The 23,185-nt window shown below is 40.4% G+C and carries 19 protein-coding genes and 2 pseudogenes; 13 read left to right on the forward strand and 8 right to left on the reverse strand.

Going from position 1 to position 23,185, the window contains the following annotated elements; all coding sequences use genetic code 11:
• Nucleotides 1–17 precede the first annotated feature (17 nt).
• The 4 genes and pseudogenes from ACRWSG_RS11775 to ACRWSG_RS11790 all read right to left on the reverse strand — a co-directional run bounded on the left by ACRWSG_RS11775 (nucleotide 18) and on the right by ACRWSG_RS11790 (nucleotide 3,556).
• Nucleotides 18–506: a DUF3299 domain-containing protein gene (locus ACRWSG_RS11775; protein ID WP_462166355.1), complete on the reverse strand. Its 489-nt coding sequence runs from the start codon at nucleotides 504–506 to the stop codon at nucleotides 18–20.
• Nucleotides 507–514: 8 nt separating this feature from the next.
• Entirely contained in the window at nucleotides 515–1,819 is a 1,305-nt protein-coding gene (locus tag ACRWSG_RS11780) for an ABC transporter permease (RefSeq protein WP_462166357.1), read from the reverse strand.
• Nucleotides 1,806–2,504 (reverse strand): ABC transporter ATP-binding protein, encoded by a 699-nt coding sequence (locus ACRWSG_RS11785; RefSeq protein ID WP_138598859.1) that lies wholly within the window; start codon nucleotides 2,502–2,504, stop codon nucleotides 1,806–1,808. Before ACRWSG_RS11785 ends, ACRWSG_RS11780 begins: the two co-directional genes overlap by 14 nt.
• 16 nt (nucleotides 2,505–2,520) lie before the next feature.
• Nucleotides 2,521–3,556, reverse strand: a pseudogene (locus ACRWSG_RS11790) (CDP-glycerol glycerophosphotransferase family protein).
• Nucleotides 3,557–3,812: 256 nt separating this feature from the next.
• Here ACRWSG_RS11790 and ACRWSG_RS11795 point away from each other — a divergent pair.
• The 10 genes from ACRWSG_RS11795 to ACRWSG_RS11840 all read left to right on the forward strand — a co-directional run bounded on the left by ACRWSG_RS11795 (nucleotide 3,813) and on the right by ACRWSG_RS11840 (nucleotide 13,083).
• Nucleotides 3,813–4,919 carry a phosphoribosylaminoimidazolesuccinocarboxamide synthase gene (locus ACRWSG_RS11795; protein WP_138598860.1) on the forward strand — a complete coding sequence of 369 codons (1,107 nt, stop codon included), beginning with the start codon at nucleotides 3,813–3,815 and terminating at the stop codon, nucleotides 4,917–4,919.
• Between the two features lie 352 nt (nucleotides 4,920–5,271).
• A complete protein-coding gene (locus ACRWSG_RS11800) occupies nucleotides 5,272–5,718 on the forward strand; it encodes a cupredoxin domain-containing protein (RefSeq protein ID WP_462166358.1) in 447 nt (148 codons plus the stop codon).
• A 201-nt stretch (nucleotides 5,719–5,919) separates the two neighbouring features.
• Nucleotides 5,920–8,235: an EAL domain-containing protein gene (locus ACRWSG_RS11805; protein ID WP_462166359.1), complete on the forward strand. Its 2,316-nt coding sequence runs from the start codon at nucleotides 5,920–5,922 to the stop codon at nucleotides 8,233–8,235.
• Nucleotides 8,222–9,055 (forward strand): DUF3034 family protein, encoded by an 834-nt coding sequence (locus tag ACRWSG_RS11810; RefSeq protein ID WP_194441945.1) that lies wholly within the window; start codon nucleotides 8,222–8,224, stop codon nucleotides 9,053–9,055. The genes ACRWSG_RS11805 and ACRWSG_RS11810 overlap by 14 nt, the downstream gene beginning before the upstream one ends.
• Nucleotides 9,055–9,474, forward strand: coding sequence for a group I truncated hemoglobin (locus tag ACRWSG_RS11815; protein WP_194441943.1), 420 nt, complete (start codon nucleotides 9,055–9,057; stop codon nucleotides 9,472–9,474). Before ACRWSG_RS11810 ends, ACRWSG_RS11815 begins: the two co-directional genes overlap by 1 nt.
• Nucleotides 9,475–9,555: 81 nt before the next feature.
• Nucleotides 9,556–10,284: a hypothetical protein gene (locus ACRWSG_RS11820; protein ID WP_462166361.1), complete on the forward strand. Its 729-nt coding sequence runs from the start codon at nucleotides 9,556–9,558 to the stop codon at nucleotides 10,282–10,284.
• Between the two features lie 14 nt (nucleotides 10,285–10,298).
• Nucleotides 10,299–10,625, forward strand: a complete 327-nt coding sequence (locus ACRWSG_RS11825) for a CDP-glycerol glycerophosphotransferase family protein (protein WP_462166362.1) — start codon at nucleotides 10,299–10,301, stop codon at nucleotides 10,623–10,625.
• Nucleotides 10,622–11,029 carry an adenylyltransferase/cytidyltransferase family protein gene (locus ACRWSG_RS11830; RefSeq protein ID WP_054552692.1) on the forward strand — a complete coding sequence of 136 codons (408 nt, stop codon included), beginning with the start codon at nucleotides 10,622–10,624 and terminating at the stop codon, nucleotides 11,027–11,029. The genes ACRWSG_RS11825 and ACRWSG_RS11830 overlap by 4 nt, the downstream gene beginning before the upstream one ends.
• A 144-nt stretch (nucleotides 11,030–11,173) precedes the next feature.
• Nucleotides 11,174–12,244 (forward strand): capsular polysaccharide export protein, LipB/KpsS family, encoded by a 1,071-nt coding sequence (locus ACRWSG_RS11835; protein WP_235523687.1) that lies wholly within the window; start codon nucleotides 11,174–11,176, stop codon nucleotides 12,242–12,244.
• Entirely contained in the window at nucleotides 12,244–13,083 is an 840-nt protein-coding gene (locus tag ACRWSG_RS11840) for a sulfurtransferase (RefSeq protein ID WP_462166363.1), read from the forward strand. The genes ACRWSG_RS11835 and ACRWSG_RS11840 overlap by 1 nt, the downstream gene beginning before the upstream one ends.
• Here the strand turns inward: ACRWSG_RS11840 and ACRWSG_RS11845 are convergent.
• The 3 genes and pseudogenes from ACRWSG_RS11845 to ACRWSG_RS11855 all read right to left on the reverse strand — a co-directional run bounded on the left by ACRWSG_RS11845 (nucleotide 13,058) and on the right by ACRWSG_RS11855 (nucleotide 17,651).
• Nucleotides 13,058–14,596 carry a tetratricopeptide repeat-containing sulfotransferase family protein gene (locus tag ACRWSG_RS11845; protein ID WP_462166364.1) on the reverse strand — a complete coding sequence of 513 codons (1,539 nt, stop codon included), beginning with the start codon at nucleotides 14,594–14,596 and terminating at the stop codon, nucleotides 13,058–13,060. The two genes, ACRWSG_RS11840 and ACRWSG_RS11845, sit on opposite strands and share 26 nt — an antisense overlap.
• 83 nt (nucleotides 14,597–14,679) lie before the next feature.
• Nucleotides 14,680–17,114 (reverse strand): annotated as a pseudogene (locus ACRWSG_RS11850) (TonB-dependent receptor).
• A gap of 180 nt (nucleotides 17,115–17,294) precedes the next feature.
• On the reverse strand, nucleotides 17,295–17,651 hold the full coding sequence (locus tag ACRWSG_RS11855) for a DUF5522 domain-containing protein (RefSeq protein WP_462166365.1): 357 nt from the start codon (nucleotides 17,649–17,651) through the stop codon (nucleotides 17,295–17,297).
• A gap of 43 nt (nucleotides 17,652–17,694) precedes the next feature.
• Between ACRWSG_RS11855 and ACRWSG_RS11860 the strand changes: the two genes are divergently transcribed.
• Complete coding sequence (locus ACRWSG_RS11860) at nucleotides 17,695–18,015, forward strand: hypothetical protein (RefSeq protein WP_199530232.1); 321 nt, start codon at nucleotides 17,695–17,697, stop codon at nucleotides 18,013–18,015.
• Nucleotides 18,016–18,081: 66 nt separating this feature from the next.
• On the opposite strand, the gene rapA is transcribed toward ACRWSG_RS11860, so the two are convergent.
• Nucleotides 18,082–20,976, reverse strand: coding sequence for an RNA polymerase-associated protein RapA (gene rapA, locus ACRWSG_RS11865; RefSeq protein WP_462166367.1), 2,895 nt, complete (start codon nucleotides 20,974–20,976; stop codon nucleotides 18,082–18,084).
• A gap of 299 nt (nucleotides 20,977–21,275) precedes the next feature.
• On the opposite strand from rapA, the gene ACRWSG_RS11870 reads away from it, so the two are divergent.
• Nucleotides 21,276–22,673, forward strand: coding sequence for a PhoH family protein (locus tag ACRWSG_RS11870; protein ID WP_462166369.1), 1,398 nt, complete (start codon nucleotides 21,276–21,278; stop codon nucleotides 22,671–22,673).
• Nucleotides 22,674–22,734: 61 nt separating this feature from the next.
• Entirely contained in the window at nucleotides 22,735–23,160 is a 426-nt protein-coding gene (locus ACRWSG_RS11875) for a hypothetical protein (protein ID WP_462166370.1), read from the forward strand.
• The last annotated feature ends 25 nt before the right edge of the window (nucleotides 23,161–23,185 follow it).

Raw genomic sequence — 23,185 nt, forward strand, 5'->3', positions numbered from 1 at the left:
CAAGGCGTGCTTTTTCATTACAGTTCAAATGGTGCTACACCAACGGCTTTCATCTTGTAGCCGACTTGAGCAATTTCACCAGACCAGGTTTCGGTGCTGATAACGCCAGTCACGACAATCGCATCGTAGAGGCTTTCGATTGGCACGCCATCTTTAATCGTGACATGCACAATTTGATTTGGTGGCGGTGGTGGCACGTGAATACATGCACCAAAATAAGGAACCAATAAAAACTCGGTGATCACTTCGCTATCGCCTTCTAGTGGTACAACAAAGCCAGGAATACTCACAGATTGGTCATTAAGCTCTTTTACCACAGGTGCATCAAGGTCTGGTTGCACCCAGTTTTGCTCAGATCCTTCATGGTTTGCTTGCGCTTGGGTATCGATTTGCACATGACCTTTTGGAATTAAATCTTCCCAGAAGATTTCTTTTGGTGCGCCAGCATTAGCGCTAGCACACACAACTAATGCGACTAAAGCGACGAATTTTCGAAAAAACGGCATAACATTCCTTAAATTTTAATACTCATACCATCAGCAAGAGAGTAGAAATACGCGCGAGTTGCGGGAATTAACCCAACAATAAAGCCTGCAACCATTATCGCAGCTAAAAGCATGAGTTCATAGGATGACAATAAGGCTATATTTAGGCTTATTCCGGCATGGCTTTGCAAGTAATCTGCGCCGAGTAGCATTAAAGCATAGAATAATGCGATACCAACAATGCAGCCAAGCCCTGTAATGAGTAATGATTCGACACTGATCAAGGTGAAAATATGCCAAGGTCTTGCGCCAACAGAGCGCAAAATTGCAAGTTCTCTGCGGCGTTGATTTAAGCTTGAAAGCAGGCTAGTTAACATGCCAAGCAAACTGATCAATACCACAACAATAGAAAATAACAGCAAGATTTTTTCAACGATAGAGAGCATTTCCCATAGTTCACGCAAAGTAACACCCGGCATGATGGCAAGCAGTGCCTCATCTTTGTATTGGTTAATATTACGACGCACTTGTAAGGTATAAAGTGGTGAATCAAAACCAAGTAAAAAAGCGGTTATTTGTTTTGGTGTGCCAACTAAATCAACATCATCATGCTGGTCATGGTCATGGTCATGGTCATGGTCATGGTCATGGTCGTGGTCATTTGCATCAGCCTGAGCGGCTTCATGCTGATGAGCATGACCACCATGAATCGCTTCAATTGCTGCAAGTGGAATATGCAGGGTTTTATCAACAGGCGTGCCCGTTGGATTTAAAATACCGACCACTTTAAATGGGTTATCGTCATGATTATGAAAACTGGTATTGCCCATGCCGTGTGCAATCACCACTTCATCACCAAGTTGATAGCCAAGGGTATTGGCAACCTCAGCCCCTAGTACAACCTCAAATAAATGATTAAACTCATGACCTTGTGAAAAGCTTAATGGCTGCTTTTTAGCAAAGCGATAGTGCTCAAAATAGTCTTTATTTGTACCAAGTACAGCTAAACCTTTATGGCTGTCGCCAAGCGACATAGGGATAGCCCATTTTACACCGCGCTGCTCAGAGATGTATTGGTAGCTTTTCCAACTCACACCATTATTAGCATGACCAATCCGAAATACCGAAGACAGCAGTAGTTGGATATCACCGGTACGCGCACCGACAATTAAATCAGTACCAGAAATTGTATTGCTAAAGCTACTTTTAGCATCGACACGAACCCGCTCAATCGACATGAGTAGCATTACGCTGATAGCAATGGTAAACAGGGTGAGAAGGGCGCTGGCCTTTCGGTTTAATAAACTTTTTGAGGCGAGTTTAATGAGTAGCATCTGTGCCTCCTTGTAACTCAACAAGGCTGATACTGCGGGTAAATAGCGTTTGTAATGTTTCATCATGGCTAACAAAAATTAGCGTGCTATTTGCTGCGTTTGCCTGTTCAAATAATAATTTTACGAAGGCTTGGCGATTTTGCGTGTCGAGTGCTGAGGTAGGTTCATCTGCAATGATAATTTCAGGGCTGCCGATAAAAGCTCGCGCTGCGGCAACTCTTTGTTGCTGACCTATACTCAGCTGTGCAACGGCTTGATGTTGCAAAGCGTCGTTTAATCCTAAAGCAGTGAGTAGGCGGCTTGCCTCAGCGGCTATTGTTGCACTATTTTTTAATGCGTTTTTTTGCCTTTGCTTTGAAAATTGGCAACCCAAAGTCACGTTTTCAATGGGCGATAAATAGGGCAGTAAATTAAAGTTTTGAAAAATATAGCCAATATGGTCGGCACGAAAACGGTCACGTTTACTATTACTCAGTTGGTTAATCGCTTTACCAAGAAGCTGGATATTGCCTTGTGTTGGCACTGTGACACCAGCAAGCAGGGATAATAACGTTGATTTACCACAACCACTCGGACCGTGAAGAAAAACATGTTCGCCTTGATCAATATCTAGCTTAGTAATATTGATTGTCGGCTCAGGTTGTTTTGCGTGCCATTTAAAAAGCACATTTTCAAGCGTGATCATAACGACCTATGAATTGTTACCATCGCCAGTAATTTAACTCTTTGCGCATTTTAAAATTACGAATAAAATTACGTGGTTTCGGCTTAAGTGCAGGATTGCTCAATAGTAATTCATTGCTAGCAGCAAGTACACGTTGACTCGATAAGCCGTCTTGGTAAGGATGCAGTTGCTGGCAGAAGTGTTCGATTTTTGCCATTAATTCCGCAGGCTTACTCAATGCATAGTCAATTGCCTCGGCAACTTTATCTGCATCTGTAATATCAACTAAATGCTCACCAGCACCATGATTACAAAAAGTCACCACAGGTTTTCTTTGTAAGATAAACATAAGCAAAATAGACGAGGTATCACACAGCATAACATCCGCTGCTTGTAATAGTGGTAATACGTTATCAGTCTCGACAAAGGTTAGATTGTCGTTTTGTAGAGCCTTGTATTGTTCAACAATCTCGCTTGGCATTTTTGGGTGAAATTGCACCAAAATTCGCCACTTGCCTTGTTCACTGTATGCTTTTATTTGTTCGTATAATTTAGGTGCAAGAGAAAGGCGCCTTGAGAAAGTCGAGCAAATCAATAAGGTTTTTCTGTTGTCATCATGATTTTTGTATGGATTGTTTTCAATCTCACTAAAGTAAGGATCGAGCGTCGGTCCAGCCCGTTTCTTTTACTTTAAAGAATCCATGTTGCTGGGCAAGCTCTAAAAAAGTAGTCGTGGTTGTTGGACCTTGAGTGCAATATAAGTCGAAGCACCCTCGAATATTAAAGTGATTATCAACACCTTTATTCATACGCTTTCCTGAATTGAAACCATGGAAAACAGCCACTTTTTTACCAGGGATGAAATCCGGCACCACATTCCCTGGTACATACACGATATCTGGGCGCCAGTCTTTGAGCTCATCTACTGATAATAATCGAATCTCATCTTGGTGAAGGAAGTTTGGATTTACTTCATCGCCGTACAAAAACCAGCGAACTTCGCCACCTCGGGCTAAAATCTCCCGTTGTAATGGGCGTAAGATCGCGTACGAATAGTTCTGCGAAATAAACATTAAGTATTTTTTGTTTGCGGTAGCTGCTAAGTAATCCAAGAAAACCTCCTATTGCGAGGTCGCTATTATAGCGAAATAATGTTTATGACAGCAAAATTACTGGAAGTTTAAATTTTTATGTTTTTTATCACGTCCGCAGGCTGCTGATGATAGTGCAATGATTGAGCTTTCAAGGCGTCTAGATTATTATAGGCGGCCATAACCCCAATCCCATACATGTGCTCACATGAGCATGCCAAATACTATCGGAGATAGCATGACTAGCTATAAAGTTTTAGACGTAAACGATGATTTACCGATCCGTACCAAAGGTGCGGTACACAGTGGTAAAGTGCGTTCAGTTTATTGGTTAACGGATGAAGACAGTGCTCGTTTAATTAATGAAAAAGGTTATCAAGTTCCAAAAGGAACTGAGCTAGCTATTATGGTTATTTCTGACCGTATTTCTGCGTTTGATTGTATTTGGCAAGGTGAAAACGGTTTAAATGGGGTGCCTGGTAAAGGCATCGCGCTAAACTCTGTTGCGTCTCATTGGTTTAAGTTATTTGATAAAGCAGGTCTTGCTGGTAACCATATTGTTGATATTCCACATCCATATGTATGGATTGTGCGTAAAGCAAGTACAGTAAAAGTTGAAGCCATTGCGCGCCAATATATTACTGGCAGTATGTGGCGTGACTACGCCAAAGGTACACGTAGTTTCTGTGGTATTGATTTACCAGAAGGCTTAGCTGCGAACCAAAAGTTAGATGAAGTGTTAATTACGCCATCAACGAAAGGCATTATTACCGGTGTTGCTGAGATCCCTGAAGTAGATGATGTAAATATTACCCGTGAAAATATTACGAATAACTTAGCTGTTTTTAACTTCAAATCTGAAGATGATGTCGCTAAATATGAGCAATTACTTGTTGAAGGCTTTAAGCTGATCAGTGATGAACTTGCACAGCTTGATCAAATCTTTGTCGATACTAAATTTGAATTTGGTTATGTTGAAGACATTGATGGTTCAGATAAGCTTATCTATATCGATGAAGTAGGCACACCAGACTCATCACGTATCTGGGATGGTCCAGCTTACCGTGACGGTAAAATCATTGAAAACTCAAAAGAGGGTTTCCGCCAGTTATTAATTAATAACGTGCCAGACAGCGACGTGTTATTAAATAAAGACCGTATGGGCGAGCGTGAGCAGCTTGCTAAAGACTACACCTTGCCAGAATCAGTGATGCTTGAAGTGTCTGATACCTACGTTGGCATTGCGAGTAAAATTATTGGTCAAGAAATCACTATTCCTAGTGACCCAAGAAATGAAGTAATCGCAATTTTAGATAGTGATTATGGCTTAATTAAGCACGATTAATAGGCATTTACTAATTTTATTCATAGCTAAAATGCTATTTTTAAAGCCAAGCTGTCACAAATAACATTGCTTGGCTTTTTATTACCTTCTGTACTCATTTCTGAATGATGTATAAGGTAATTAAACGGGATAAACATGATCCCAATAGTCTCCACCTTTCTGACATTACAGATTAATTGATAACGAAAGTAACACTAAGCAAAGTTATTACTGTAACTAATTCACTAAGTTTTAAGTTTTTCGTCAATACTTTCTTGCCTAAAACCGGTCTCTATCAATGAAATGATTAGGTATAACTTAACAATAGATTAATCTATACTGAATTGTGAACTAAGAGCGGAACTAATTAATTATGTTGATGTTTGCGAATTTTTTTAGCCGGGTATGTTACGTTGCTTTGTTATTAGGCTCAATGAATGTACTTTCAGCGGACTTTTCCTTTGTTGTACGCGATCAATTTGGAGAGCCATTAAAAGATGCTGTTATTGAGTTTAAGGATCAGCAGTTAAATCACCAAGATAACTTATCAGTTGCCGTCATGGACCAGGTTGATAAGCACTTTACTCCTAAAGTACTTGTTATTCAAAACGGGCAATTAGTTGACTTCCCAAATAGTGATAATATTCGCCATCATGTGTACTCATTCTCGACTGTAAAGCAATTTGACATCAAACTTTACTCTGGTCGGCGTTTGAAAAACCCGAAAAATTTGAATCACCCGGGATTGTTGTTCTCGGTTGTAATATCCATGATTCAATGGTCGGATACATTTATGTTGCAGATAGTTCAGAAGTGCTAAAAACGAGCGTAGATGGGAAGGTTCAATTAAATGTGAGTACATTTCCTGTTAGCTTTACGGTATGGCAACCAAACCAACAGAGTGATATCGATCAGAAAAAAACAATTACATTTGCTGATTCTTCGCAGGTTGCAGATATTGTCATTACTACAATAGAGCCGAAACCACGAAATACATTTGGAGAAATGTTTAAGGGTACTAATGATTAATAGTTTAAGAGGGCGAGTTATTGCCTTATGTGTTGGTCTTGTTCTGTTAACAAGCTTAGTCAGCCTAGTTAGTTCTTGGTGGTCTGCGAATCGTTTTAATGACCAAAAGCTTCTAGAAGATATTAATGTTGCTGAGAATGTTTTTAACCAGTATTTAAGTGCGAAAGAGAGCCTTCTTCTAACTGCTGCAAAAGTGTTAACAGCAGATTTCGGTTTTAAACAAGCTGTCGCAACTCAAGACGCCGATACTATCAGCAGTGTCTTAAATAATCATAGTAGGCGGATTAATGCTGATTTAATGATGCTCATAAACTTATCTGGGGAGCTTGTTTCTGCTAATACGGATTTCGCTCACATGCCAAATGAGTTTACGGCATTAATGAAGCAGTTATTAGATAACCCTGAGCAGTCAAATTTCATTGTTATCGAGCAGACTCTTTATCAAGTTATTATATTGCCAGTTCGAGCACCGAGAACAGTTGCATATAGTTTGGTTGGTTTTGAAATCACAGATCTAGTTGCCGAAGAGTTAAAAAAACTTACAACTATGGATGTAAGTTTTATCGGAGAGGATGATGATGTCGTTGAAACCTCTCTTGTTGATAAGCCAGAAGATAATGCAGTACTTAGGCATTTTGAAAATAAATCTACACAGCGAATTTTTGGGGAAAAGCCAGTTTATCGTAATCGCCTTGTTGAGCTACCTTCGGTTTCTGGGCATAAAGTATCAGTGCTACTAAGTGCCGATTTAACTCGAAGTTATCTTGAATTTGAGCAGCTCTTTTTTACTATTATTTCATTAGCAGCTATCACAGTTGTGATTGGTGTTTTAGCTAGTGGGATTTTGGCTAAAAACCTTACCACACCGCTTTCTAAACTTACTTTACTTGCTCAGCAATTCGCGCGGGGTAACTACAAAGCTGAATTTATAGGAAAAAAGCAAAGTACTGAAATTACGACGTTAGTTGATGCATTCAATAATATGGGTAATGACATTAAAGAACGTGAACGACAAATCAACTTTCAAGCAAGTCATGATACGTTAACAGGGTTTTTAACACGCAGTGCCATGTTGGAAATTATGGAATCGCTATTAGGGCAAGGCACTGAATATACTTTAGTTGCTATTGATATAAGAGGTTTGCGGCATATCAATGACAAACTTGGCCCTCGTATTGGAGATGATTGTTTAAGAGAAGTTGCTGAACGTATTAGTGAGTATTCTGAGCCGCTTGGTGGAGTTAATGCACGCATAGGTGGAGATGAGTTTTTAACCTTATTTCCAAGTGGAAAAGCAGAGCAATTAAAAAGTGGAGTCATGGATTTAATGGCTCAGCTACAAGTCGGTTACACTATTCAAGGCTTGAATATTACCTTGCGATTTAGCGCTGGTGTAGTTCATTGTACCTTTGAGGGAGTTAAGCCCGATGATCTAATGCGCCGAGTTTTAATCGCAATTGATACAGCTTCGTCAAAAAAGAAGAATGTTCATTATTATCAAAACGGCGAAGATGAAGAGTATCTGGAACGGTTGGCAATTATTGATGAATTAAAACATGCATTACAAGCAGACGATGGCCAATTGTTTATGACTTATCAACCAAAGCTAAATTTAAACACCTCTAAGATCGATAAAGTGGAAGCGCTGATCCGTTGGCAAAGAAAGGATGGGCAGTGGGTATCACCGGAGCTATTCATTGATTTAGCTGAGCAGTCAGGTGTTATTGTTGATTTGACTGCTTGGGTAGTTAAAACAGTTGTCACTCAAGTCGCAAGGTGGCAAGAACAAGGCATTATTATGCAAGCCGCTATCAATGTTTCGGCTCAAGATATTGCCTTCCCAAGCTTTTTCTCTCATTTGGCAAAACAATTAAAAGAGAATGATGTTAATGGACAGCTTATTACAATAGAGCTGACAGAACGTGACATGATAGAAAATGAAGAACAAGGTATTAAAGCATTAGAAAACCTAAAATCACTTGGGGTAAAAATATCGCTAGATGATTATGGTGTTGGGCAAACTTCATTGGGTCGCTTGAAATTACTACCTATCGATGAACTTAAGTTAGATAAATGCTTTATTCTTCAATTGGAGCAATCTAAACAGAATCAGTATATTGTTGAATCAACAATAAACTTAGGTCATCAGCTAGGTTTCTCTGTCGTTGCAGAAGGTGTTGAAAATAAAGCTTCTTTAGACTTTTTGAAACTAATGAAGTGCGATTATGCGCAAGGGTATTACTTGAGCAGGCCACTAAAATCAGAGCAGTTTTTACAATGGCTAGAGGTCTATAATGAAGCATCTTAATTGGCTATTTGGACTAACTTTCATTGTTTTTACAAGTTCAGGGTTTGCAGCTTCAGGTAAATTATTAGCAACGCCCGGAGTCTCTCAGGTTGAAGGCAGTGCGGGTGGTGGGATTGTTCCATGGGCTCAGCTCGCAGGCTATGCAAGTGATGATGAAATCGCTTTGAATGGCTTTTGCAGTCGTGCAAATGTAAGTGATTACCGCTTAGATGTTTGTGGTGCGCAGCTAAATGTTTATGATCGCGTGGAATTTAGTTATGCGGAGCAACGTTTCGAAGTTCCCGCATTAAATACCGATATTGAGCAATCAATTACCGGGGCAAAAGTACGCTTATATGGTGACATTGTTTACAGTAAATGGCCGCAATTAAGTTTAGGTGTGCAGCATAAGTCTTTAGATGATGGCAGTATTGCTAGTTTATTAGGTGCAAAAGATACCAGCGGTACCGATATTTACCTTGCTGCTAGTAAATTACATTTAGGGGCGCTTGCAGGGTATAATTGGTTTTGGAACACCACCTTTCGTTATAGCGATGCCAATCAGCTAGGTTTGTTAGGTTTTGGCGGTCCTGATAGTGATAAAAAATTGTTGTTTGAAGCATCTACAGCGGTGTTTTTAACCCATGAAATAGCTTTGGGCGTTGAGTATCGGGTAAAGTCCAATAACCTTGGTTTAGGAGAGCAAGATTGGCAGGATGTATTTGTGGCTTGGTTTCCTAATAAGTATGTTAGCATCACCGCTGCTTGGTTAGACTTAGGAAGTATTGCTGGTGCTGAAGACCAAACTGGTTGGTACTTATCAGTAACAGGGTATTGGTGATGATAAAAACACTTTTTACATTTGTATTTACCGTTATGCTTGTGGGTTGCGTAAGTAGCAATAATGGCACCTTGTACCAGCAACTTAATGGTAAACAAGGGGTTGAAAAATTGGTTGAAAGTTTTATCAATCAAATAGGCCATGACGAACAGATTTTAGCTTATTTTAAACAAAGCAATGTTGCGCATTTTCGCCAAGGCTTTATCACTCATTTGTGTAGTGTCACCGACGGTCCTTGTGAATACAAAGGCGATAACATGGTTGATATACACACTGGAATGAATATCTCAAAAAAAGACTTTAACCGTGTGGTAGAGCTTTTGATTAATGCTATGGACGAACAACAGATTCCACAAACAGTACAAAATAAAATTCTTAGTCGCTTAGCACCCCTTCGCCCTGAGATAATTGATATTTAGCTTGTACAAACTTCAATTGTGGGCTGAAACAAAAATGTAATTTATGTACAATGGCTATTGATTTAAGTTATTAAGTTGTAAATGATGCAGTTATATTTTGATGTTCAACATCTATATTATATTCCACAATACCTGCCTGTTTTAAAGGAGTTAAAAGAAAAAGGCCACAAAGTTTCGATGGTTTTCTATAAAGAACAAGATGAGTGTAGTCGTGCTGTATGTTGTGACTTTATAGATAAAAACGCAATAGTTGCAAAATGGTTAACGAGTGCGAGTGAAACCTTTGACTTTTATCAGAACTCAGATGCAGATTGGGTTGTATTTGGAAATACGTTCGTAGGTGCTGAGAATTTAAATAAAAAGACTGTACTGATGCAGCATGGAATCGGCCCAAAGCAATGCTATTACGACGTATCAAACAACAAGATGACAGTGCGGTTTGTTGAAGGTGAACACCGACTACAACGTTTAAAAATGCTCTATCCCGAAGGTAACTTTATTGATAGTGGCTACGCAAAATTAGACCCTATTATTAATCAGACTCTTGGTACTATTAACCTCAAAAACCTAGGCCTAGATCCAACAAAGAAAACCTTGCTGTATGCGCCTACTTTTTATCCAAGTTCTTTAGAATGTTTTAGCGATGATTTCCCTGAGCATTTTGATGAATTTAATATTATCGTTAAGCCTCATTTCTTTAGTTTGTTTAAGAAAAAATATAAAAAACAACGTCTAAAACTCGATAAGTGGATAACGCTAAGAATGTTTACCTTGCGAATGAGTACGATTTTGACCTTACTCCTTTTTTAGAACTTGCTGATATAATGATTTCTGATGCATCGTCAGCCATATTTGAGTTTGCAGCATTAGAAAAGCCTGTAATATGGTGTGATTTCTATAAGCTGCGCTGGTCTTACAGAGGTATTTTTTCTTATAGGCTAAAAGCTCGGCTTGATGAAGATATCAAGTACTTTAATGAGTTATGTGCTCGTGCAGGAAGTTATAAAGATTTAAAGTATTTATTAAGTTCAAGTTTTAATGAATCAGCTGAATTTAAAGAAAAAAGAAAAGAAATTGTTTATAAGCTGGCAGGTATTACCGATGGTCACTCTGCTAAGAGAATTGTATCTTATTTAGAGGAGCATCAATGAAGCGGGTAATTACATTTGGCACGTTCGATATTTTTCATGTGGGACACATCAATATATTAGAACGAGCTAAAGCGTTAGGAGATTATTTGATTGTTGGTGTATCTTCTGATGAACTAAACTTCTCTAAGAAAGGTCGAAAGCCCGTATATAGTGAAGCTGATAGGCTGAAAATTATTAGTTCATTGAAGTGTGTCGATGAGGTATTTGTAGAGCATTCTCTAGAATTAAAAGGTGAGTATATCAAAGATCATCAAGCTCACTTGCTAGTTATGGGGGATGATTGGGCTGGTCAATTTGATCAATTTAACCAAATTTGTGATGTAACTTATCTAGAGCGAACTCCCTCTATCTCTACAACAGAAATAATCGAAGTTGTAAGGCAACCTTCCAACTGTCATTTATAATTAATAAAATTGCTATATGCGCTAACGTTCAATCAAAAATAAGATGTGTAAATGGCTTTTTTATTTATCTCTCGCAATAATGTGCACGCCCGCTATTACAAAAAACTCACTAGGAAGCTGCCTTTAAAGAGTAAAGTGCATTGCATGGGCTTGCCTAGATTTACTGCTTTAAAATACTTTAGTAAGGCGAAAAAAGTTGATTTTAATAAAATAATTGCGGAACAACTCTTACGAAAACAAGCTCGAAACAAGCTATGGAAGAACCCACTGATAATCAAAAGTTACTCTGCTTTGATGTATTTAGTAGAGCGATGCCGGTTTGCCAAGTATTATGATTTATTGCAGTCAGAATCCCCACAAGCGCTAGTTATTTGGAATGGTAATAAATTACCTAATGTTACTGTTTGTATGGCTGCTAAGGCATTAGGAGTGACCACCTATTTCTATGAAAATGGGTTATTGCCCGGAACAACAAGCTTAGATCCTAAAGGTATTAACTTTGCGGCTTCTGTACCGCGAGATAGTCAATTTTATTTAAACTTTGATCCGCAAAGGAAGTTGCCATTTTCTGCGCCTGATTTAATTCCAAGAGCGGCTCATAAGAAGCGCTGTAAGTTTGACGCAATTGAGTTACCCAAAAAATACTTATTTGTGCCATTTCAAGTTCCACATGACACCCAAATAGCTTGTTATTCTCCTTGGCTTAAGTCCATGGAAGAGTATTACGATGCTGTTGTTTCAGCCGTAAAAAAGTTAAATGATCCAGAACTTAAAGTTGTTTTTAAAGAGCACCCTTCATGGCATAAGCACTATGAACATTTGTACGACAAAGATGATGTTGCCGTTTTTGCCAACGGAAATTGTACTCGAGAACTTATTGATAATGCTGAGGCTGTGATCACCATTAACTCGACCGTTGGCTTAGAATCTTTATTACTTGATAAAAAAGTAATTACCTTAGGGCTTGCTTGTTACAACATTGATGAGCTTGTACTACACGCAAGTGAACAAGCTACTTTGGTTAAGTGCTTAGAAAAACTGCAGAATGGCTGGCAGCCTAATAGTATTCTGAGAGATAAGTTTTTTACCTACTTAAAGCATGTGTATTGCTTGCCCGGTGTTTGGAAAGAATGTACAACGGAGCATGTTGAAGCGGTCGAAAAGCGTTTAACTCAGCAAGATACATTTGCACAGCTATCGCAAAAGGAAAGCTAATGAAGAACATCGTCTCGCCAGAATGGCTTAACGAGCACTTAAGTCACGATAATTTGGTTATTTTTGATGCAGGAATGGTACGCCCTGGTTTACCGGGAGAATATGCACCTAAGGCGATGCTTCCCAATGCACAGCGTTTTGATTTCAAAAAAACGCTAGCAGATAACAGTAATCCTGTACCAAGTATGATGTGTAGTAGCGAGCAATTTGAAAAGCAAATGCAGCTTGCAGGGGTTAACCAAGACTCTCTAGTTGTGATTTATGAAGACCAAGGTTTGTTCAGTTCTGCCCGTGCGTGGTGGATGTTTAAAGCAATGGGCTTTGATAATGTAAAAGTTTTAAGCGGTGGTTTGGCTAAGTGGCAAGCACTTGGCTTTGCAACACAAGCAAGTTACTCAGCTGCTTCTGGTCAAGGCAACTTTGTTGCTAGCCCACGTGCTGATTACTTCATCAGTGCTGAGCAAGTACTTAACTCACTTGATGAACAAAGCACCCTAACACTTGATGCTCGTCCTTATGAGCGCTTTACCGGTGAACACGCTGAGCCGCGCGAAGGCATGCGCAGTGGTCATATTCCAAATAGTCGCAGTTTATCTCTTGCAACAGTGCTAAATAACGGTGAGCTTAAATCGCTAAGCGAGTTGCAGGCATTATTTGAGCAACACATAGCGCCGCATCACACCCAGTTGCAGTTTAGCTGTGGTTCAGGTGTAACCGCTTGCGCAATTGCATTGTGTGCCGATGAATGCGGTTACGCTAACTTACGTGTTTACGATGGCTCATGGAGTGAGTGGGGCGCTCGTCACGACCTACCTATTGAAACAGGTCCGCACCAATAAACTCAGCGTAATTTTGCCAGCTGCCGATGCTGTTTTTATTCAGTGGCTGGCGAATTTGCTTTTTACTCGCTGTGGCTGATGCTGCATTGTTTTTATAAAAAGTCAGGCAGTTTTCCTGCCAGCTTAAATCACAAAACGCATAGAGCTTTTGAGTTTGTGGGGTAGGCTCTGTCACCAATTGCTCATAGCTTTGCAAAAAAACGTTCTCAGGATACTTGTTGGCAAAATGACTGACTAATGCCGAGTAATCTTGATGGAACGAGATAATATCTTCAAGTGTAAAACTGTAGTGATGGAACACACTTTGTGGGCTATACATCTGCCTAAAATTGGCGATGCTGCAATCTTGCCAGCCCCGCTGCATACAAACGATTTTAGCATTAGGAAAAGCCGCTAAAATAAAATCAATATAGTAAAAGTTAAATGGCTGTTTATCACAACTTCTTAGGTCGCCACTTAGTAGCTCGGCTCTCTGTTGATAGCTAGCCAGTGCTGTCTTTATCGCCTCAGATTGATATGCCTTATCGAGCATTTCGCTGTCAATTACACGAGTTGATTGCGTGGCGTGCTGTATGAGTTGCGCAATATCGTTTAATTCCCCAACCCCTTGCAGTTTTGAACTTTGATTAAGGATTTTCTCAACTAAGGTTGTACCAGAGCGGGGCATGCCAACAACAAAAACCGGTGAGACCTCAGAGTCACTACTTTTAATTGCTTGCTGTTTGCTCTGAGTAATAAGTTTTTGACAAAAATGGCGATGCTGTGTGGCTTGATAATTAAGTTTACCGGCTATCGCTTGCTTACTTAGTGCAAAGTATTTAAATGCATTTTTGTAGTCATTAAGGTGCTCATAATTAAGAGCAAGACTATGAAAATACACTTGTTGTTCAACAATGCTTTTTTCTTTATCCGCCAAGGCTTGTAGTTTTTGGATATGTTGCTCTGCATCTATAACAGTATTGAGTTCAGCCTGCGAGTAGTGGGCTTGATAAAAGCGAGGTTGCTTTGTGGTTAGTTGCTGAAGCAAGCTTTTAGCTGCATCGAACAGTCCGTGAATTTTATAACACACCGCCAAATTATAGCTAATTTGTGGGTTATCTTTATTGCGCTGGTAGGCTGCTTGTTGAAAGCTAAGAGCGTCGTCATAATGCCCTAAACGGGTCGCAATGTTGGCTAATGTATCAAAATCAGTGGCACTAAAGTCAGCTGTTTGTTTAGCACTTTGATAATGCACAGCTGCATTACTTACTTTACCTAACAGTACGTATAACTTGGCAAGTGCTAAATGATAAATCGCAAAAGGGGCTAGGCTTAGTGCTTTCTCAAGCAGCTTAATTGCTTTGTTGATATCGCCAGCTGCGGTGTTGACTTCGCTGAGTAAAAAGTAACAAACGTGGTCTTCAGGATTTTGTTTTAGGCGCTGCACAAGTAGGTGATGTGCATCGTTTAGTTGCTTGTTGTTTAACAACTGTTGGATATGAGCGCGAAGCGCTTGTTGGGTATCATTTAGCATAAGCGCATAGTATATCAATTAATTATTTTCAGGTATTAAAAAGCCCTGCCTAAAGGCGGCAAGGCTTTTATGGTGATGTTTAATTACAGCTCAAAGTTGTAGCTAAACTTCATACCGATAGTACGAGGCGCGGTGGTGTAGTGACCATAAACACGCTGTAGCTCAGGTAGCTCTTTGTTAAGCTCAGCATATTGTGACATACCTGCCCAAGACTTATCACGACGTACAGAAGTGAATGCGTACTTATCGAATAAGTTGTCTACGTAAAGCGTTGCAGACCACATATCACTGGTAATTTTTGCAGATAAGTTACTTAGTGCATAACCAGGTAATACTTCGCCGTCTGCTTTTAAACCTACTTTGGTGATCACATCGCTTTGCGCTGTGATACCGTAGTTTACGCTTAATAACTTATCGCCTAGGATATCTTGCTCGTAACGAAGACCAAACGAGAATTGATGCTCAGGAGCGCCCGGTAAACGGTCGCCCTTAGCGCCATCATAGTAGCTTTGGTACTCTATTACCTCTTCATCAACTAGAATCCCTAATAACTCAGGTGCATCTTCTGTCAATTCAGCCTTTGCATACGCGTATGTCGCATATGCAGCCCAGTTATCACCAATCATAGCGCGAGTAGAAAGCTCAACACCTTTTGAATTTGCAGTGCCCGCGTTCGAGGTAATTAATTCTTGACCATTTACAGTGCTACTACCCACTTGCGCATCTTTCCAATCAACATTAAATAGAGCCGCATTGAAATGTAGGCGGTTACGTAACCATGATGACTTAAAGCCTAGCTCGTAGTTGACTGTTGTATCTGGTTTGTAATCTTCTTCGTTTGGCAGGGCACAAACAATTTGTTGCTCAGGTAATACATCAGGGCAAGGAGCAATACCGTTACCACCACCAATACGGAAGCCTTCACTCACTGTAAAGTAAGCAAGTACACCATTATCGAATGTATAGTTAGCATTAAACTTAAATAAGTTACCGTTATCACTAGCGCTCACATTTTCCATAACAAGGTTATCTAGTGAATCAAAATCACCAGAATAAAGCGGTGTTGCAGAGCCTGACGTTGTTGATACATCGTATTCGTAAAAACGAGCACCTAAAGTTACATCAAACTGATCTGTAATGCTGTAGCCGATTTCACCAAAAAGTGCTTTTTCAGTGGTTTCACTATCTGAAATTAGAATGTACTCAAGATCTTGTTCAACATTAGGAATACCACCACCCCAGTACTCAGTCAGACCCGGCGTATACTCACGGTCATCTGAGTGACTTTCTACTTTGTTGTAGAAGCCTCCTATAATCCAGTTAAAAGCGCTATTGCTATTTGACACTAAACGAAGCTCTTGCGTAAAGGTATCGCGATCTGAGGTATCGTGCGTGTAGCCAACAAATGCAGGGAAGTCGGCATAACCTGACCAAATATCGTAAAGTAGATCAGTTTGATCGCGCTGACCAGACTGCTCATAGCTAGACCAACCAGATGCAGATACCAGCTCAGCAAAACCAAGATCTGCTTTTACTTCTAAACTTAATAAATCGTTTTCTTCTTCACCAGGCTCAAGTACACGAGCTACGTTTTCGTATTTTCCAGGAATCCCTTGTAGCGCACTGCTATCAGCAAGAGAGCCGTATTGCGATGTCGAGTTACCACCATTTTCTTGCTTTTGATAGAAGTAGTTAAGCGTTGCATCAACATCTTCGGTTGCAAGCCAGCGAAGTGATAAACGTGCTGTGGTGATTTGCTCATCATTAACATCGCTTACGCTTTTTAAGTTGGCATTTACATCGCTGCTGTCTGAAAAGTCAGGATTTGGGTTTGATACACCCGGTTCTTGAACCACGTGGGTGTAGTCAATGTAACCCGGGTTATCGTAATAGTTTAAGCTAGCACGAAGCGCTAATTTTTCTTCAATTAGCGGGGTGTTGAATACCACACCAAACTCACCACCTGTGCCGTCACTTTCGTTAATGCTAAATACATCGCCGGTAACCTTACCTTCGGTGATATCAAGCTCAGGTTGCTTTAGTAAGTAACGAATTGCACCACCTAAAGTACCTGCACCATACAGTGTACCTTGCGGTCAATTAACACTTCAACACGGTCAACATCAGTTAAACGTAAGTCGATGCTAAGTGGAATTTCACCAACATAGGTTGCCACTGTGCCACTATCAGAAATACGGTCAGAAGTATTTGTATTCAAACCACGAACGATAATCGGAGAACCTTCACGGCCACCTTGATCAGAAATTGTTAAGCCAGGTACCCAGCGTGCGACATCTTCTAGATCGCCAATGTTTTGGTCGCTAATTACATCGCCATTGAGCGCTGTGATATTGAGCGGTGCATCTTGTACAGAGCCTGCACGTCGTGTTGCAGTAATTTGAATAGTTTCAATTGATTTATCAACTTCGATAGCATCTTCTGCAGCAAACGCCATATTGTTATTGATTAAAACTGCAGAAATTGCACTTGCAAGTAGAGCAGGCTTAAAGGTGTTCATGATTGATTCCGACTTAGTTACAGTATATTTATGCTTAAAAAATAGACTTTACTAGTGATTTAAGCTTAAAAATTGATGATTTAGTGAATTTATATCCAATTATAATGTATTTTTATTCTTGTCGTCCATGCGTTATTTGCAATTAAATGCAAAATAATTGAATAAATACTCTGTGAGGGATCAGCTATCGGAATAAGGGCAATGAGTACAGCCATTACTACAGCAATGGCCGCGTTTTAAAAAGAACCAGCGGCTAAATACCATGTAGTTGTTTTGCATGGTGTAATCGAGATTTTCTATTAAATTACCTTGAGTAAAATAAGGCTTAGCAAAGGCAAGCTGCTGTTCAAGGGGCTGTTGGTAAAGTTTAGATAAAAATGAATTTATCTTGTTTATAGTGCAGTCTCGGCATAAACACTCTGTTGCTGCCTCATCGAGTGGTAAAATGTTGGGCAGCTCACTACACCAACAGGCATTAATATTGTCGGCTTGGCAGTTAAGGGTTGCTTTGCATTGTGAGCAAGTAAGGGTTGTCATTAAGTAAAAAGATGCTTTGAGATTGAAAAGGTAAGCATAGCAAATGGATAAATTAGACGCATTAGATGAGTTTGCCCGTTTTGGTGATAACCGATTTGAGGCAATTTCAGTAATTACCAGTACTCCAGACACGCAAGGTGATGTGTATATTCTAACGCAAGACGTTTTCTGTCAGGTTTTACAGCGTGTTATCGACGGCGAAATCGATATCGATGAATTAGAACTTTGGGCAAACGTAGTAGAGTCTCGGCAAGACATCGACGAAAGTGCCGTTGAAGGAGCTATTTATGCGCTAAGTAATAACGAACAAATGGGTGAGTTAAATAAAAGTACGCTAGAGAAGTTGTTAAGAATAATTCACTAGCATGAACGAGATTGAGAGTCGAAAGCTTTAAGCAAACCTTAAAGCTTTCGCTCACTAGCCAATGGGTTAGTGAGAAACGACAATTAAACGAATTGCATCCAGTTTAACTTGGGCTTTTTCGATGTAAGTAGTGAGTTCACTACGTTGCTTATCAAAAAAGCTAAGCTCTTCATCACGAATATTTGGGTTGATCTGCTTAAGTGCCGTTAAACGAGCTTGTTCTTCACTGAGTGCAGTTTGCATTTTCTCTAGTGATTCAGCACGCAGTGCTTCTAGCTTGGTTTGTGCCATGCCTTGTGCGCTGGTGATCATTGGGTGAATGGCACTTTGTAGCGCGCTGGCTAATTTACTTGCAGTTTGGCGACCAACCGCAGACAACTGCTGATTGAAAGCATCAAAAGCAACATTATCAGCCAGATTGTTACTGCCCTTATCTAATAAGATACGAATAGGCGTTGGTGGCAAGAAGCGGCCAACTTGAAGTGCTTTAGGCGCCATCGCCTCCGCAATGAAAATGAGCTCAACAAAGAAGGTACCAGCAGGTAGCTTTTTGTTTTTCAGTAACGCCACAGAGGCAGTACCAAAGTCATCATCACAAATCATGTCTAAGCTGCCTTGCACCATTGGGTGATCCCAGCTGATGAAATGGGCGTCTTCTTGCGAAAGCGAGGTGCTGCGATCAAACGTTACTGTGATGCCATCATCTTTCAAACATGGGAAGGATGGGTTTAGCATGTGCTCAGTTGGTTTTAAGATAATGGTATTTTCACCTTTATCTTCTTGGCTTACCCCAAAGGTGTCGAACACATTGATCATATAGCTTGGTAGCGTGAATTGGTCGTCTAATTCTTCGATATCAGCAACAAGGCTTTCTGCTCGGCCTTGGTCACTCGAATGCAGCTCTAGTAAGCGGTCACGACCACTTTCCATTTGCTTACGAAGCTTGGCATTTTGACCCGCCACTTGTTCTAGCAGTGGGTCTAGCTCTTCTTCGTCGCAATTGTGTGCACCAATAAACTCAAGTAGTTCTTCGCCATACTCTTTATACAGCATTTGCCCTGTTGTCGAGGTTGTTTCAAACGCATCTAAGCCTTCGTTGTACCAACGAAGTAACACTTCTTGTGCGGTGTTTTCAAAATACGGCACATGAATGTTTACGTCTTGAGTTTGACCAATACGGTCAAGGCGACCAATGCGTTGCTCGAGTAAGTCTGGATTAAGTGGTAAATCAAACAGTACTAAGTGATGCGAGAATTGGAAGTTACGACCTTCAGAACCAATTTCAGAGCAAAGAAGAATTTGGGCGCTGTCGTACTCGTCGGCAAAGTAAGCGGCTGCACGGTCACGTTCAACAATCGACATACCTTCATGGAAAACTGAGGCTTTAATTGCTTCACGCTCGCGTAAAATCTGTTCTAGGCTAAGTGCGGTTTCGGCTTTAGCACAGATAAGCAGTACTTTTTCGTGTTTAAGGGTTTTTAATGTTTCGATTAACCAATCAACACGTGGATCAAATGCGCCCCAACTGGCATTTTCACCTTCAAACTCTTGGAAGATTTTTTCAGGAAATAGAGCGCGAAGTGCCGTTAGTTCAGCATTTTGAATGCCGCCCATGTTCCCCAGTACCGACATCGCCGTTTTATATTGTTTAGGCATTGTCATAGGGTATGCATGAAGCTTACGGCTTGGGTAACCATCAATACCGCTGCGGCTATTTCTAAATAAAATACGACCCGTACCATGGCGGTCCAGCAGCATTGATAAAATTTCGTTGCGCGCCGCTTCATCACCTTGCTCAGCTTTCGTTAAAAGGTCAGTGATGTCGGTTTCTTTTAATAGCTCTTTTAATGTTGCACGAGATGCATCATCAAGGCCTTTTTCACCTAGTAATTGATTAGCAGCTTCAGCAACCTCTTTGTAGTTGCTTTCTTCTTCAACAAACGCATCGTAGTCGTAGAAACGATCAGGGTCGAGTAATTGCAAGCGGGCAAAGTGACTGCGGTGACCAAGTTGATCTGGCGTTGCAGTTAATAAGATAAGGCCCGGAATGTCTTGGCTTAACTCTGCCATACGTTGGTATTCAGTGCTTGGCTTACCATTATTGATACTTAAATGGTGCGCTTCATCAACAACCAATAAATCCCAATCAGCCAGGGTTGCTTGCTCAAACCAACGTTTTTTCTTGCTTAAGAACTCAAGGCTAGTAAGTACTAACTGTTCTGTTTCGAATACGTTTGGTGAGTCTGCAAATGCTTCATCACAACGCTCTTCATCAAAGATTGAAAAACGTAAGTTAAAGCGGCGTAGCATTTCGACTAACCACTGATGCTGTAAGTTTTCAGGCACAACAATCAATACACGGCTAGCTCGGCCACTGATGATCTGTTGATGTAAAATCATACCTGCTTCAATGGTTTTACCTAAACCTACTTCATCAGAAAGTAATACGCGTGGTGCAAAACGTTTACCCACTTCTTGTGCAATATAAAGCTGATGCGGAATAAGGTTTGCACGCTGACCAATTAAACCTTTTAAAGGAGATTGTTGGCGCTCAAACTGGTGCTGCCAAGTTTGGTAGCGCAGGGTATAGCGGTCAAAGCGGTCCACTTGACCTGCAAATAAACGGTCTTGTGGTTTATTGAATTTGATAAAGTGATCTAAAAAGGTTTCTTTTAACTGCGCTTTTTCACCATTATCAACGCGAATGCCGTGATAGCATAGTAACTCGCCTTGCTCTTCAACAGACTCAACTTCTAATTCCCACTCTTCAACGCTGCGAATAATATCACCTGGATTAAATGCGACACGAGTAACAGGCGCTTCTGTTAAAGAATAAACTCTGTTTTCTCCACTGGCTGGAAATAAAATGCTGACCTGACGGCCTTCAAGGGCAACAACGGTGCCTAATCCTAAATCTGACTCAGTATCACTGATCCAACGCTGACCTAAGGAAAAATTCATGTATGTCTCGTCTATGAAGAAAAAAGGCGGCTATGTTACCTGTAACGCCATGCTACTTCAAGGCAGTAAACTCGCCGCACACAATTAAATTTAGTCAACCTTTTTAAGCCATTATTAATGGTAAGAATTGTATGTATTTTAACCAGTTAAATAATTGTATATTTGTTTGTCATAAAAAGGACTTTTGTCGTAAATAGACTAAACTGAGTATATACCTGACGAATAAACCATAGCTTCATCCGCCGCTTGTTTAGTTTATTGGGTATAGCATAAAAATCATAAAACGTAAGGAAAGTGCTATGGAAAAAGCTTCGAACCTTGATAGTAAAATGTATGTGCTCGATACCAATGTATTACTCCACGAACCCCTCGCTTATTTATCTTTCCAAGAACATGATGTTGTTATCCCCATGACAGTATTAGAAGAGCTCGACCACATTAAAGATAGGAAACATGACGTTAGCCGTGACGCCCGTGTTGCTATTCGTGGTTTAGATGAAGTGCTAAAGGATGCTTCGCCAGAGCAAATGTTGCAGGGTGTCGCGCTCCCTAGTAACAAAAAGGCAAAATCAGAATCTCGTGGCCGCTTAATTATTGTTAATGACCATTTATTTGCAGACAGTATTTCGGGTTTACCTGGCAACGAAAACGACCATCGTATTATCAATTGCGCTGTACATCTGCAAAAACAGCACAGTGACAGCAAGGTGGTGCTTGTCACTAAAGACATCAATATGCGCCTTAAAGCGAAAGGGGCAGGGCTTAAATTTGTTGAAGACTACAGAACAGACCAATTAATTGACGACATAGCGTTGCTTACAAGCGGCTATAAAAAAATTGACGGTGATTTTTGGCAACAGGTTGGAGAATGTGAAACAGAGCAGCAAGGCCGAGATACCTATCATTATGTGGCAAAAAGCACGATTAGCGATGTGTTCTGCAATGAATATATTTTAGATGAAAGCGACCACTTTGCGGCTCGAGTAACAAGCTACGATGATAAACAAATTACTTTAAAGGATATCAGTGTTGAGCGCTTGATGAGTCATACCGCGTGGGGTGTAAAACCAAAAAATGTTTATCAAGGGATGGCACTTGATGCGCTACTTGACCCAAGTATTGAATTGGTGATTTTAACAGGTCCCGCTGGCTGTGGTAAAACCTTACTTGCTCTTGCTAGTGCCCTCGAAATGATTATTGAAAAAGGCATTTACGATAAAGTGATTGTTACGCGTAATACCCCAGAGATTGCTGAATCAATTGGCTTTTTACCTGGCACTGAAGAAGAGAAAATGGCGCCGTGGTTAGCTGCCATTACCGATACGTTAGAAGTGCTGCATAAAGGAGATGAGAATCCGATTTCGAGCCGTAATTACATTATGGAAAAAGCCAACGTACAGTTTAAATCGGTAAACTTTATGCGTGGTCGTAGTATTCAAAATGCGGTTGTCATTTTGGATGAAAGTCAAAACTTAACTGCTTCACAACTGAAAACCATTATCACTCGCTGCGGCGAAGGCACTAAACTCATTTGCTCAGGAAACCTAGCGCAAATTGATAGTAACTACCTCACGCCTGTCACCTCAGGCTTAACCTATATTGTTGAACGTTTTAAAGATTTTCAGGGCAGTGCCACCGTTAACTTAAACGGTGTGGTACGTAGCCGCTTAGCCAGCTTTGCTGAAGAAAATTTATAACTTGCCAGTATTCCTATGCCTCGTTAACCTAGCTTTATCGAGGTAAGGTACTTATAAGCCAGTGAATTTTTTACCGTTAAAGCATTACTATCGCTCTTTAGCAGTGGCACTTATTGTGCCGCTGTTAGTGGCGTTTTTTTTGTGTTTACACCTATATAATTTAAAACTTGAGCGGGCGATAGAAAGCAGGCAAAGCGGGTTTAATAATATATCCGCTCAGCTTAGCCATGCGATGAGTGCCGCAGATGGCCTTATAGACACTATGTTCAAGCTTTACGAGCAGCCACTTTCTTATGACTTTGATCCAAGTTGGGCACGCAATGTGAATCAATATGATCACTATTACTACCAAAGTGTTGGTGATGGAGTGGGGGAGATAGTCGGGCAAGGAAAGTTTGCCTCAACCGCTTATGCAATTAATCAATGGCGGCGAGTTATCGCCCTTAATCCTCTTTTAATACTACCCTGTCACTTGTTCAATCTTTAGAAGCCGTGGCTTATGTTAATGGGCA

The organism is Pseudoalteromonas sp. GB43 (assembly GCF_054923805.1).